Genomic DNA, 12,791 nt, shown 5'->3' with positions numbered 1-12,791 from the left:
TTTATCCACCCTTTCCCCCCCGCCCGTGCCCACTCCTCCCGAAACTGAAAAGCCGCCGCTGCTGCCGTCCTGGCGGGCCTGGTACGCGCTGGTGCTGGGCGTGCTGGCGGCGGAGCTGGTATTTTTTACCCTGCTAACCCGCTACTTCGCGTGAGCCGGCTCGATTGGCTGGTGCTGGGCGGCACCCTGCTCTTCATCGTCGGCTACGGCACCTGGCGCACCCGCGGCAGCCGCGACCTGGACGCCTACCTGCTCGGCAACCGCCAGGCGCGCTGGTGGGGCATCGGGCTGAGCATCATTGCCACCCAAGCCTCGGCCATCACCTTCCTCAGCACCCCCGGCCAGGCCTACGACGACGGCATGCGCTTCATTCAGTTCTACTTCGGCCTGCCCCTGGCCATGGTGCTGATTGCCGCCGTAGTCGTGCCCATCTACCACCGTCTGCGCGTCTTCACGGCCTATGAATACCTCGAAACCCGCTTCGACCGCCGCACCCGCACCCTGGCTGCGGTGCTGTTCCTGGTGCAGCGCGGCCTGAGCAATGGCCTGTCGCTGTACGCGCCCGCGCTGGTGCTGTCGGCCATTCTGGGCTGGAACATCAACCTCACCGTCTGGCTGATCGGCGGGCTGATGATCAGCTACACCGTGGCCGGCGGCACCCGGGCCGTGGCCGTCACCCAGCAGTGGCAGGTGGCCGTTATCTTCGTGGGCATGGTCACGGCGGGCTACCTGCTGGTGCATTATCTGCCCGAGGGCATCGGCTTCCGCGAAGCCGTGCAGGTGGCCGGCTACCACGGCAAGATGAACCTGGTCGACTTCCACTTCGACCCCCAGGACCGCTACAACGTCTGGACCGGCCTCACCGGTGGCTTGTTCCTGGCCCTGTCGTACTTCGGCACCGACCAGAGCCAGGTGCAGCGCTACCTCTCGGGGCAGAGCATCACCGAAAGCCGCCTGGGCCTGCTGATGAACGGGCTGGTGAAAGTGCCCATGCAGTTCGGCATCCTGCTGATCGGGGTGCTGCTGTTCGTGTTCTACCAGTTCAACCAGCCGCCCATCACCTTCAACCGGCCCGTGCACGACAAGGTGGCCCGGAGCCCGAAGTTTGGTCCCCGGCTGCGGGAGCTGGAGCAGCGCCAGACCACGCTCTTCGCGGCCCAGCGTACCGCTACCGATCAGCTGGTAGCAGCCCTCCGCAACCCCGCGGCGGCCGAGCAGGTAGCGGCCGCCCAAACCCGGCTGCAAACCACTCAGGCCGCTACCCGGGGGCTGCGGGCCGAAGCGCAGGCGCTGCTCAAGCAGGCGGCCCCCGCTACCGAAGCCAAGGATACCGACTACGTTTTTCTGTCCTTCGTGCTGCGCTACATGCCTTCCGGCCTGGTGGGGCTGCTGATTGCCGTGGTGCTGAGCGCCGCCATGAGCTCAGCCGCCGCCGGCCTCAACGCCCTGGCCAGCACCACCGTCATCGACCTGTATAAGCCCACCCGGCCCCAGCACACGGGCGAGCATTACGTGCGCGTGTCGCGCATTTCGGCTATTGCCTGGGGGCTGCTGGGCATTGGGTTTGCCACCTTCGCCGCCCGCCTCGAAAACCTGATTCAGGCCGTCAACATCCTCGGCTCCCTGTTCTACGGCACCATTCTGGGCATCTTCGTGGTGGCCTTCTTCCTGAAAAGCATCGGCAGCAAAGCCGTATTCTGGGCCGCCATTCTCACCCAGGCCATCATCTTCGTGCTCTTCGCCACCACCAACATTGCCTACCTCTGGTACAACATCCTCGGCTGCGCGCTGGTGATGGTGCTGGCCGTTATCAGGCAGAAAATCACCGCCCGGCCCGTGCCGGTAGAAGTGGCCTGATCCCCGGCTATTGCGAGCAAAGCATTCCGCGCTTCAGGCGGCCTCGATTCGTCTGGTCAGGCGAGTCACGCCCGGTTAAAGCAACAAGCCCCGCCGTATGCATACGGCGGGGCTTGTTGGTGAAAAGAAACTGTTGTCATTGCGGGGGACGGATTGCTCCGTTCCCGGCAATGACAACAGCTACTTGGTCATCTTTTTGGCGTCCATCATCAGGTCCTCGTTCATCTTCACGTAGTCGGCATTTTTGCCTTCCAGGGCCAGCTTGCGCGACTGCTCGGCCGAGGCCGTAGCGCCTTTGTAGTCCTTCATCTTCATGCGGATTTTGGCTTCCGTGTGCACGTTCCAGAACTTGGCGTCTTTCTCGTTAGCCTTCTGAATCCAGGTCAGGGCCTGCTTCATATCCTTGTCGTTGTCGAGGTAGTACACGGCGGCGGCGGCGTAGTCGTTGGGCGTAGCGGCGGTGCCCTTGATTACTTTCTCGTCGATCTGGGCCATTACTTTCGCATCGACCTCGGTGCCGATTTTGAATTTAGCGCCGGTCAGCTCCCACATCAGATCCACGTTGGCGGTGGCCGGGGTCAGGTCGGAGAAGCCGATGGTGAAGGTTTCGGCTTTGTTGCCCAGCTTGTAGGTTTTGGCTGAGAAGCGGACCACGTCCTGGTCGTCCTTGAAGCCGTCTACGTCGGCACCCTGCTTGGTGCTTTTGTTGAGCACCACCAGCCATTCGGCTTTGTTGGGAATGGTGTAGAGGCCGTATTCGCCGGCCGGCACTTTCTTGCCCTCCAGGGTCACGTCGTCGGAGAACTTGATGGTGGTGGTGGCATTAGCGCCCGTGCGCCACCGCTTGCCGTACGGCACCAGCGTTTTGTCGCCGAACACCGGCCGGCCCTTCATGCTGGGGCGGTAGTAGGTGATGGTCACGTCGGTGAGGCCGACGCGCTGGGTAACGGTGCTTTTCGGGCTGGGCTGGGGCGTGTTGATCTGCGCCTGGGCGCCGGAAGCCAGCAGCAGCCCGCTCAGGGCCAGTGTAGCGCCCAGGGCGCGGGAAGACTTCAGCAGGATGTTCGTCGTCATGATAAAGGGAATGGATGGGGTTGGTCGGGTAAAAATAGCAAACCCCGCGTTGGGGCGCGGGGTTTGGGTGGAATTAAAAGCAGAAGGCTATTTGTTTCTGGGTACTCTACCGCACGATTTTTCAATTATTTGATAAGCAACTATTTGCGAGTAGACAGTGGCTTCTGCTGCTTGTTTGGAGGGGTTATAGGCTTAAACGGGGCGGGCCGACCTTTGTGGTTCCAACACACCAAAGCCCTTCCTGCCCCGTGAAGCAACGCCTCATCGCCAAAATTACGACCGTTTTACAGCACGTGCCCCTGGTGGGCCATCTGTCGCGGCAAAAGTTCATCGCGCAATTCGTTATCGGCCTGATAAAGAGCCGCAACGGGCCATTCTGCGAAGTGGCCCAGCACCTGAACGATGCCGCCAGGCCCACCTCGAATGAAACCCGGATTCAGAACTTCTTCCGCGACGTGACGCTCGACTACCCGGTGCTGGTTTAGCTGCTGGTCAGCTTGTTACCGGCCACCGGCAAGCTGCGCCTGTGTCTGGACCGCCGCATTGGCTGCCCGCAACAACTCGAACAAGAAGCCCTGGCCTGGCAAGCCATTCGAAATGCCGTCGCCGTCAAAATCAACTGGTCCTTCACCACGGAGAAGGCCCGCGTCAAATTGAAGAATCGATACGCCGAACTAACCAAAATAACTGCTAAAAATTAAGTTGGTAGACCACTAGTCGCGACTGAGCCACGCTTCTTTCTCTAGCCGATATATAAAATTCAACTTTGGCGCTTCTCCAAAATAGGCTATTTCCTCCTCGCCAACTTTTTCCGTCTTCAAGCGGCCAATGGCGATTTGTGACCGCACATTGTCCGCGCCAATGTGAAAATAAACCTTGGAAACGAATTGGAACGCGTAGTCCAGCATCAGCGCCTTCACCCCTAAATTGAATCCTTTGCCCCAGTAGCGTGTGGCATAGAACGTGTAGCCAATCAAAAGGCTGTCGTCCTGCGCGTCATAGCCATAGAAACGGGTGCTGCCCGCGATGTCATTCGTGGCCTTATCCACCAGCTTCAGCGCCCCTTGTTGCATAGCCCCCTCGAAGTACGTCCGAAATGCGTCGGGTTTCCACCGGTCTTTGTTGGGGTGCTGCTCCCAGATCTTTGGGTCGGAGGCCGCCGCGTACAAGTCGGCGAAGTCAGCTGCTTCCAACGGCAGCAACTGGATTTGCTGGTTTTCCATCGTGGGTTGCGTGTTGAAGGGCATAGGTGCTTTCTGTTTTAATAGGTCACACTAACGGTCCGAATAGCCAAACGAGCGGATTGATTAACCCCCTCCACTACCGCGCCGAGGCTGCCCGAAAGTAGCCAGGAACGTTGCGAGTTGCGCTTCTGCGTCCTGTGGACTGGCGTAATACGCATCGTCCAGGTGGTCGAGTGCCGAAGTCAGAGGTATTAAGTCCGGTTGTCTGACAATTTTAATGTTCGCCCTGAAATAGCCATGACCCGCAGCCGCAGATGCTGAAAATTAGGCATGCCAAAGGCGCATCGACGAATACTACGGACTAAGTTATTGAGTCCCTCCGTCACGGCATTGGACAAGTTGTCGAGCACGTAATTGGCAATCGGTTCTTTGTGGCGCTGAAGCGTTCGGATAAAGGAATCGAAGAGGGTGATTTTTTGTGCCTGGATACGCGCTGCCCACCTGTCTAATAAGCCAATGGTAGCATACACTGCTTGCGGCCGGTCTAGAATAGGGTGAAACTCTTCGCGCAGAAAATAGGCGGTTTTCAACTCGGCGTTCACGGCAAAGGCGGCCTGCAAGGTGTCGAGCTCGGCATCACTCAGGCGGTGGTACTGCTTGAAAAGAAGCCATTTGAGCTGTTTGTAGCCCGCTTCGTCCGGGGCCTCTCTGCGCAAGCGTCGCCGGAAATTATCCAGGCCCTGATGGAGCAATTTCACCACGTGAAACCGGTCCAGTACCAGCGTGGCCTGTGGGAAACAGGTGGCCACTACGGCCAGATACGGCTGCCAGATGTCGCAGCTAACGGCGGTTATCTGCTGGCAAAAAGATGGACCAAGCCGTTGGAAATAAGCGACTAAGCTTTCTTTCTTGCGGTCTGGCAAGATATCCACCAGCGTGCCCGTGTCCAGGTTGGTGAGCAGGCAGATAAAGTGCTTTTTGCCTTTGCGGTGGCTTTGCTCATCAATGCCCAGGCGCCGCAGACCGACGTAACGCTGGGGCAGTTGCTCGACCTGACGACACTGGTCGAGGACCAGACGCTCCACTGTTTTGGCGTGCATGCCCACGATGGCCCCCACTTCGCTGTAAGCTTGTTTGCGGCACCAGACAAACACGTACCGGGCTTGCCGGTGGGTGTAGCTTTTGTTGGCATCAGCAAACGGCAGCCGCTCGGTCGGGCAACTGCCACAGGTCGGACAGCGAAACTGCCGCACGCTCACCACCAGGTAAACCGCTCGCTCCGAAATATTTAAGTCACGCACGCGGCGCGTGGTACGGTCATTGACCACCGTACACTCCACCCCACAGGAAGGACATAGCGTCCGCGTGTCGGTCAAGGTACAGGCGATTTCTATGGTCGTTTTTGTGACCGTGACGCCCGTCAGGGTCGCCTGAGGCAAGCCCAGCAGGTCGGTGTAAAAGGCCAACTCATTCATGCCCCAAAGTAAGTCAGCAGCGCCGCTCCATTAAAATTGTCAGACAACCCGAAAACTTTGTTGCCGTGAAGGTCGACCGGGAAGAGCGTCCCGACGTGGACCAGGTGTTCATGAGTGCCGCCCAGCTGCTAACCGGCAGCGGCGGCTGGCCCCTCAATGCCTTTGCCCTGCCGGACGGGCGGCCGTTCTACGCCGGCACCTACTTCCCCAAAGACCAATGGGTGCAGGTATTGCAGCAAATGTCCGCGGCCTATAAAACCCAGCACCAGCAGGTGGTGCAGCAGGCCGAAGCCATCACGAAAGGCATCCAGGGCCAGGAGGTAATTACGGTTTCACCGGGCAGTTCCCAAAATGTCACCAAGGCCGCCTATGGCGGGATTTACGCGAACTGGAAGTCCTCCATCGATTTCAAAAAAGGCGGGTTCAGCCGGGCGCCCAAATTCCCCTTGCCCGTGGGCTGGGAGTTCGTGCTCCAGAACTACTACCTGACCGGAAACAAGGAAGCGCTGGCAGCGGTGGTGACCACGCTGGACGAGATGGCCAAAGGCGGCATTTATGACCAGCTGGGCGGGGGCTTTGCCCGGTACTCGACCGATGCCGACTGGTTTGCGCCTCATTTCGAGAAGACGCTATATGATAACGGCCAACTCGTCAGCCTGTACGCCCACGCCTATAAAGTCACCAAAAACCCGCTTTATGCCGAGGTGATACGGGAAACGCTGGCCTTTATTCAACGGGAGATGACCAGCCCGGAGGGCGGCTTCTACGCTTCCCTCAACGCCGACAGTGAGGGCGAAGAGGGGAAATTCTATGTCTGGACAGAGGCAGAAGTGCAACAGGCGCTGGCGGAGAAGCCGGCCCGGCTGGTGGGGGACTACTATCAGGTAAAGAAAGCGGGCAACTGGGAGCGGGGCCAGAACATCCTCCACCGGGAAAGTACCAAAGAGGCATTTGCACAACGCAACGGCTTGACCGCCGACCAATGGGACAAGCTGCTGGCCAACGCCAAATCGAAACTGCTGAAAGAACGCGGCAAACGGGTCCGGCCCTCCACCGACGACAAGGTGCTTACCTCCTGGAACGCCCTGATGCTGAAGGGCTACCTCGACGCTTACCTGGCGTTGGGAGACGACGCCTATTTGCAGGCCGCGCTACAGAATGCCCGGTTCCTGGAGAAGAATATGGTCCGGAAAGACGGCCGGCTGTGGCGAAACTACAAGGATGGAAAACCAAGCATCGACGCCTTTCTGGATGATTACGCCTTGCTGGCCGAGGCCTACATCCAGCTTTACCAGGCCACCCTGGATGTCCAGTGGCTAAAAAGGGCGCGGGTGATAACCGATTATGCCATTGCGCACTTTCGGGATGCCAAAAGCGGACTGTTTTTTTATGCCTCTGGTCTGGCGGAAGGCCTGGTGGTGAGGAAAATGGAGCTGACCGATAACGTGATGCCCGCGTCCAATTCCGTAATGGCTAACGTGCTGTACCGGCTCGGCGAGTACTACGACCACCCGCCCTACCTTCAGATGAGCCAGGCCATGCTCAACCACGTGGCCGGCGAGGTTCCGGCAGGCGGGCCGTATTATGCCAATTGGGCAAGTCTGCTGGGCATGTTGGCGTACGGGCCTTTTGAAATAGCCGTCATGGAAAAAGAAGCAGTTGCAAAAAGCCACCAAATGCAGCGGTATTACCTGCCCATCGCGTTATTTATGGGCGGGAAGGAAGAAAACCTGCCCTTGCTGGGAAGCAAAGGCGTGGAGGAGGGAACCCTTATTTATGTGTGCCGGAACAAGACCTGTAAGATGCCGGTAAAAGATGTGCAAGCGGCCATGCAGCAGCTATTGCCCTGAAATCTGAGGGGGGCTTTCCCTGTAAAGTATCTCGCCCGGCACCGTGGACACGCCCATGCTCGGGGAAGACCCCAACGTGAACAGACTGCTGCCAGCAGGCCGCTTGCCACCCTATCCCCTGACCCATGACGAAAGAAAAACCACCCTGCGACTTTGATTTAATTGTGCTCGGCGCCGGCTCGGCCGGGCTGGGCCTGAGCTTGTTCATGGCCCGCATCAAGCAGCGCGTGCTGCTCATCGATAAAACGCCGGAGGACGTAGGCGGCGACTGCCTCAACCACGGCTGCGTGCCCAGCAAGGCCCTGATTCACGCCTCGCGGCAGGTGCACCAGGCCCGGCAGGCGGCGCAGTTTGGCCTGCAGGTGAGCGGCACGGCGGATATGGCGAAGGTGATGGACTACGTGCGCGAGCGGCAGGACGTCATCCGCCACCACGAAAACCCCGAGTACCTGCGCGGGCTGGGCATCACGGTGGAAATCGGGGAACCGACCTTCGTGGGCGACCACGACGTGCAGATTAACGACAAAACCTACCGGGGCCGTAAGATTGTCATTGCTACCGGCTCGCGGCCCCAGCAGCTGCAGGTGCCCGGCGCGGAGCAGGTACGCCTATACGACAACCAGCGCGTGTGGGACCTGCGCGAGCTGCCCAAGCGCCTGCTCGTGGTCGGCGGCGGCCCCAACGGCGTGGAGCTGGGTCAGGCCATGCAGCGACTGGGTGCGCAGGTGACCATTGTGCACCACGGGGCCAGCATTCTCGAAAAGGAAGACCCCGCCATCCGGGCCGTGCTCGACGAGCGGCTGCGGGCCGAAGGCCTCACCATTCACCTGGAGGCCGAAGTGGAATCTTTCACCTCGGCCTCGCAGGCCCAGGTCAAGCCCAAGTCCGGCGACTCCTTTACGGTGGACTTCGACGTGGTGTACGTGGCCATCGGGCGGCACGTGAGCTTTGCCGGACTGGAGCTGGACAAGGCCGGCGTGGAAGTGGACGAGAAAGGCCATATCAAGCTTGATGAGCACCTGCAAACCACCAACCCCGATATTTTCGTGGCCGGCGACGCGGCCAACTCGCTCAAATTCAGCCACGGGGCCGAGCTGCACGTGCGCCTGCTGCTGTTCAACTTCTTTTCGCCCCTCAAGAAAAAGCTCAGCTACGACCACTTCTCCTGGGTCACCTTCACCGACCCGGAAGTGGCCCACTTCGGCCTCGACGCCGCCGAGCTGGACAAGCGCGGCACCGCCTACGAGCGGTGGGAGACGGATTTTGCCGACGACGACCGCGCCGTGGTGGACAGCTACCGCTACGGGCGGCTGCTGCTCTTTATTGAGAAAAATGCCCTGCCGCTGCCCGGTCGCAAGCGCCGCATCCTGGGCGGGGCCATGGTGGCCCCCGGCGCGGGTGAGCTCATTCAGGAGTTAATTCTGGCTAACACCAGCGGGATGGGCATCAGCGAGATTTTTGATAAGGTGTACCCGTACCCCGTGGCGGCCCGCATCAACCAGAAGCTCATCGTAGAGCACCAGGAAGTATCGCCGCTGCTGCAAACAGCGCTCGACGTGGCCTATAAGCTGCAATAAGGCCGGGGCTACAGCGCGGCGGCCACCCGGCGTACCGACACGCGCTGGCGGTAATCAGGGTTGAAGTAGGTGAACTTAATGCGGCCGTCGCGGCCGATGACGTAGGTGGCCGGCACGGGCAGCACGTCGTCGCTCGAAGCGTTGGCTTGCTTCAAATCCACCCCGAAGCCCTTGTACTTGAGCACGGTGGCCGGGTCCACGGTGAAGGCCGTGTGGTAGGCCGTCATGATGACAAAACCCTGGTCCTGCACGATGGGGAAGGCCGCCCTGGTCTTTTTCGCGGTCTTGCCGATGTTCTGCTGGGTTTCGGGCGTTATCACCACCACCTGCGCCCCCTTGGCCGTGAGCAGCTGCAGCGAATCCTGCAGCTGGCTGAGCTGCTTGTTGCAGTAGGGGCACCACTGGCCCCGGTAGAAGTAGAGCACCACCGGCCCCTTTTTCAGCAGTTGCTTCAGCTCCACGGGCCGTCCGGCGGCATCCTTCCCCTTGAAGGCTGGAGCCACCGAGCCCACGGCCAGTGGCGCAGCTGTGCGGGCCGGGGTTTGCTGGGCGCGGCTGGCCTGGGGCAGGGCCAGCGCGAGCGTGGCGAGAGGAAGGAGCAGGCGGTTGTTCATGGCCGCAAGGTAGCCATTCCGTGCCCGGCCGGCTTTTTGGCCCGGCCGGCTCAGCCCAGCAGCTGGCGGGCAATGTCGGGCAGGGTGGGGCCGCTGAGGGTGGGCGCGGGGGCCAGCGGGTAGGTTTGCTGGCCGGGGCGGGCAATGAACGCGGCCTGCAGGCCCGCCAGCTGCGCCCCGGCCGTGTCCCAGCCGTGGGCGGCCACCAGCATGGTCTGGGCGGGGGCCACCTTCAGCCGCTCGCAGGTGGTGTGGTAGGTGTCGGGGTGGGGCTTGTAGCGCTTGAGCGAATCGATGCTGAGCAGCTGCTCAAAAAAGCCGGTGAGGCCGGCGTAGGCCATCTGCTTCTGCACCGTGGCATGGGGCGAGTTGGTGAGCGTGACCAGGCGGAAGCCCGCCTTTTGCAGGGTCGTGAGGCCGGGAATAATGTCGGGGTGGGGGGGCAGCTCGGTGATGAGGGTGAGCAGCTCCTTTTTGCGGCCGGCCGGGCGGGTCGGCTGGCCCAGGGCCTGGGCCAGCATGTCGAGGGCGGCGTCGCCAATCTGCCCGAAGTTGTGGTAGTTCCCGGTCACGGTATCGACCAGCGAGTATTGCAGCAGCAGCGAGAACCACTGCTTGAAGGCCGTTTCAGACTTAAATTCCTGGTTGACGGCATTCTGCAGCTTGCTCAGGTCGAGCATCGTTTCATTGACGTCGAAAATCAGCAGCTTGGGGCGGTTGGGAGCAGCAGTCATGGCGGAAAGGGAGATTGGCAGGGCCACGGCCGCAGTGGCCAGGGCGAGGGAGGACAACACCAAGCGGCGGGTAACCATCCGCCTGCTTACGCAGCCGCGCAGTGCCTGGCTGGCCCGCCTCCGCTTTTTTGGCGGCAATGCGCCCGCTTGTTGGCCCTGTCCATTAACCTGAACCCCGCACCAAGTCCCGGTTCAGGCGTGCTTGCCCGGCGACCAGCCCCGCGGGACGAGGTGCTGCTCGGCCAGGGCCACGGCGCCCGGTTCCAGGGTGGTGCCCATGGAGTCGTTCCAGCGATTAAGAAACCCGAACAGGCTCACCACGCCCAGTATTTCCACGATTTCGCCCTCGTTCCAGTTAGCCCGCAGGGCGTTGCTGAGGGCATCGTTCACGGCGTTGGGCACCGCCGAGGCGGCCACGGTAAAGGCCAGCGCCGCCCGCTCGGCCGGGCTGAAGGCCGGATGGGTGGCAAACTCCCAGATGTGGTCGAGCTGCTCCTGGGCGGCGCCGTAGCGCCCGGCCGCCAGGATGGTGTGGGCCTGGCAGTACTGGCAGCCCGCCGCGTGGCTGCTGAGGTAGCCGATGAGCCGCTTCAGGGCGCTGGTCACGCGGCCGTGGTTGGCCATCACGGCCTTGTTCAGCCCGATGAAGGCGGCGGCCACGGCCGGCCGGTGCTGCATGGTGAGCACGCTGTTGGGGCAAAAGCCCAGGGTTTCGTTGAAGAAAGAGGCCAGCTGCGCGATTTCGGGGTTGGCATCGGCGGCCAGGGGCGCGACGAGGGGAGTGGACATGGGCGGGTGGGAATGACTTGGGGCTATGTGAAGCAGCGAACAAAGCTGCACCAAATACCGGAATTGGCCCGAGCCTGGCACCCCGGCCGTAACAACGCTATGGCCTTGTAAGGCCAATTGTCGGGAGGCGACAAAACCGCATTTCACAGCAACCCCGGCCTTGGTGTATCCCGTACTAACAAGTAGCCCGGCTTATGGCGGACCAGGCAGGCATTTTCCTGCCCCTGGTACGGGCAGGTTGACCCGGCCCTCTGCACCCACCATTTCCTGAATATATGGCCCACTCTTTTCTGACCAACATCAAACGGCACTTCGGCAGCGGCGGTTACGCCGGCGACGAATACGGCGGGGCCGGGGGCACTTCCGGCCGGGGCCTGCCGAGTGGCAATGCCGGCAATTTTATGTTTGCCACGGGCATCGAGTGTTCGTACCCCACCATTGGCAACGGCAAAATCCGCCGCGACTTGCTGGAAGAATGTGGCCACTATGAGCACTGGCAGAAGGATTTGCAGCTCGTGCAGGATATGGGCCTCAAAGTGCTGCGCTACGGATTACCCTACTACAAAATCCATAAGGGGCCCGGCGAGTACGACTGGGAATTTGCCGATAAAGTGATGAACGAAATCAACCGGCTGGGCATCACCCTCATTCTGGATTTGATGCATTTTGGCGTGCCCGACTGGCTGGGCAACTACCAGAACCCGGAACTGCCCATTCACTTTGCCGACTATTGCGGGGCCGTGGCCGAGCGCTACCCCTGGGTGCGCTACTACACTCCCATCAACGAAATTTACGTCACGGCTAAGTTCAGCGCCAAGGATGGCGTCTGGAACGAGCAGCTCAAGTCGGACGAAGCCTTCGTGACCGCCATGAAGCACCTGGTGGCGGCCAGCATTATGGGCACCCAGCAAATCGCCCGCCACCGCCCCGACTGCGTGATTGTGCAGAGCGAGTCGGCCGAGTTCACCCACGAGCTACGGGCCGAGCACACGCACGAGGTGCAGCTGGGCAATAAGCTGCGCTTCCTCTCGCTGGACCTGCTCTACGCCCACCACCCCGACGGCGACGTGTGTGCCTACCTGCACAAAAATGGCCTGAGTCAGAAAGAGTACGACTGGTTTATGGCCGGGGAGCCGCCGGGCTACCAGATTATGGGCAACGACTATTATGGAACGAACGAACGCATGATTCTGCCCGGCGGGGAAGTACGCATCAGCTCGGAGGTGATGGGCTGGTTCAACATCACCCACGAGTATTACCTGCGCTACCACAAGCCGGTGATGCACACCGAAACCAACGTCTTCGACGCGGAAGAGGCCCCCACCTGGCTCTGGAAGCAGTGGGTCAACATCCTCAGGATGCGCAAAACGGGCGTGCCCGTGCTCGGCTTTACGTGGTATTCGCTTATCGACCAGATTGACTGGAACATTGGCCTGGCCCGCAAAGAGGGCACCGTGAACCCCTGCGGCCTATACGACCTGGACCGGAAGCCCCGGCCCGTTGCGGAGGCCTACCGCCAGCTGCTGCGGGAATACGGCAACATCACCATTGTGCCGCACGGCGAGCTGTTTGAGCAAACCAACCGCCCGGCCACGCTCAAAACGGACATCTAGCCGGCCATATCCTCTTCCGTCCTT

The 12,791-nt window shown here is 60.9% G+C and carries 13 protein-coding genes; 7 read left to right on the top strand and 6 right to left on the bottom strand.

The annotated features are described in order from the left end of the window. Positions 1–25 precede the first annotated feature (25 nt). On the top strand, positions 26–154 hold the full coding sequence (locus ABD833_RS17400) for a hypothetical protein (RefSeq protein WP_345074726.1): 129 nt from the start codon (positions 26–28) through the stop codon (positions 152–154). Continuing rightward, positions 151–1,857, top strand: coding sequence for a sodium:solute symporter family protein (locus ABD833_RS17395; RefSeq protein ID WP_345074725.1), 1,707 nt, complete (start codon positions 151–153; stop codon positions 1,855–1,857). Before ABD833_RS17400 ends, ABD833_RS17395 begins: the two co-directional genes overlap by 4 nt. 180 nt (positions 1,858–2,037) lie before the next feature. Here the strand turns inward: ABD833_RS17395 and ABD833_RS17390 are convergent, their stop codons facing one another. Continuing rightward, positions 2,038–2,931, bottom strand: coding sequence for a DUF2911 domain-containing protein (locus tag ABD833_RS17390; RefSeq protein ID WP_345074723.1), 894 nt, complete (start codon positions 2,929–2,931; stop codon positions 2,038–2,040). A gap of 248 nt (positions 2,932–3,179) precedes the next feature. Here ABD833_RS17390 and ABD833_RS17385 point away from each other — a divergent pair, with 248 nt between their 5' ends. Beyond that, positions 3,180–3,416, top strand: coding sequence for a hypothetical protein (locus ABD833_RS17385; RefSeq protein ID WP_345074722.1), 237 nt, complete (start codon positions 3,180–3,182; stop codon positions 3,414–3,416). A 12-nt stretch (positions 3,417–3,428) separates the two neighbouring features. Then, the gene (locus ABD833_RS17380) at positions 3,429–3,632 is read left to right on the top strand and encodes a hypothetical protein (RefSeq protein WP_345074721.1); all 204 of its coding nucleotides are present in this window, start codon (positions 3,429–3,431) and stop codon (positions 3,630–3,632) included. A gap of 12 nt (positions 3,633–3,644) precedes the next feature. Here the strand turns inward: ABD833_RS17380 and ABD833_RS17375 are convergent, their stop codons facing one another. Further along, positions 3,645–4,178, bottom strand: a complete 534-nt coding sequence (locus tag ABD833_RS17375; RefSeq protein WP_345074719.1) for a GNAT family N-acetyltransferase — start codon at positions 4,176–4,178, stop codon at positions 3,645–3,647. Positions 4,179–4,366: 188 nt separating this feature from the next. Next, positions 4,367–5,590: an ISL3 family transposase gene (locus ABD833_RS17370; RefSeq protein WP_345074717.1), complete on the bottom strand. Its 1,224-nt coding sequence runs from the start codon at positions 5,588–5,590 to the stop codon at positions 4,367–4,369. Between the two features lie 29 nt (positions 5,591–5,619). Here ABD833_RS17370 and ABD833_RS17365 point away from each other — a divergent pair, with 29 nt between their 5' ends. Both ABD833_RS17365 and ABD833_RS17360 read left to right on the top strand, forming a co-directional pair. Continuing rightward, the gene (locus ABD833_RS17365) at positions 5,620–7,440 is read left to right on the top strand and encodes a thioredoxin domain-containing protein (RefSeq protein ID WP_345074805.1); all 1,821 of its coding nucleotides are present in this window, start codon (positions 5,620–5,622) and stop codon (positions 7,438–7,440) included. A gap of 125 nt (positions 7,441–7,565) precedes the next feature. After that, positions 7,566–9,017, top strand: coding sequence for a dihydrolipoyl dehydrogenase family protein (locus ABD833_RS17360; protein ID WP_345074716.1), 1,452 nt, complete (start codon positions 7,566–7,568; stop codon positions 9,015–9,017). Positions 9,018–9,025: 8 nt separating this feature from the next. Here the strand turns inward: ABD833_RS17360 and ABD833_RS17355 are convergent, their stop codons facing one another. From ABD833_RS17355 to ABD833_RS17345, 3 genes are all read right to left on the bottom strand, one after another. After that, positions 9,026–9,631: a peroxiredoxin-like family protein gene (locus ABD833_RS17355; protein WP_345074714.1), complete on the bottom strand. Its 606-nt coding sequence runs from the start codon at positions 9,629–9,631 to the stop codon at positions 9,026–9,028. A gap of 50 nt (positions 9,632–9,681) precedes the next feature. Continuing rightward, entirely contained in the window at positions 9,682–10,425 is a 744-nt protein-coding gene (locus tag ABD833_RS17350) for a haloacid dehalogenase type II (protein ID WP_345074713.1), read from the bottom strand. Between the two features lie 132 nt (positions 10,426–10,557). Further along, a complete protein-coding gene (locus ABD833_RS17345) occupies positions 10,558–11,154 on the bottom strand; it encodes a carboxymuconolactone decarboxylase family protein (RefSeq protein ID WP_345074711.1) in 597 nt (198 codons plus the stop codon). 275 nt (positions 11,155–11,429) lie between these two features. Here ABD833_RS17345 and ABD833_RS17340 point away from each other — a divergent pair, with 275 nt between their 5' ends. Beyond that, positions 11,430–12,767: a family 1 glycosylhydrolase gene (locus tag ABD833_RS17340; protein WP_345074710.1), complete on the top strand. Its 1,338-nt coding sequence runs from the start codon at positions 11,430–11,432 to the stop codon at positions 12,765–12,767. Positions 12,768–12,791: the final 24 nt, after the last annotated feature.

The organism is Hymenobacter fastidiosus (assembly GCF_039539565.1).
Lineage (GTDB): Bacteria > Bacteroidota > Bacteroidia > Cytophagales > Hymenobacteraceae > Hymenobacter > Hymenobacter fastidiosus.
Note: the sequence above shows the minus strand (reverse complement) of the source record. Positions and strands in the feature narration are given on the sequence as shown.

Coding starts and splice junctions, on each gene's coding strand:
- ABD833_RS17390 (WP_345074723.1), bottom strand. CDS start 2,931: ATGACGACGAACATCCTGCTGAAGTCTTCCCGCGCCCTGGGCGCTACA.
- ABD833_RS17375 (WP_345074719.1), bottom strand. CDS start 4,178: ATGCCCTTCAACACGCAACCCACGATGGAAAACCAGCAAATCCAGTTG.
- ABD833_RS17370 (WP_345074717.1), bottom strand. CDS start 5,590: ATGAATGAGTTGGCCTTTTACACCGACCTGCTGGGCTTGCCTCAGGCG.
- ABD833_RS17360 (WP_345074716.1), top strand. CDS start 7,566: ATGACGAAAGAAAAACCACCCTGCGACTTTGATTTAATTGTGCTCGGC.
- ABD833_RS17355 (WP_345074714.1), bottom strand. CDS start 9,631: ATGAACAACCGCCTGCTCCTTCCTCTCGCCACGCTCGCGCTGGCCCTG.
- ABD833_RS17345 (WP_345074711.1), bottom strand. CDS start 11,154: ATGTCCACTCCCCTCGTCGCGCCCCTGGCCGCCGATGCCAACCCCGAA.
- ABD833_RS17340 (WP_345074710.1), top strand. CDS start 11,430: ATGGCCCACTCTTTTCTGACCAACATCAAACGGCACTTCGGCAGCGGC.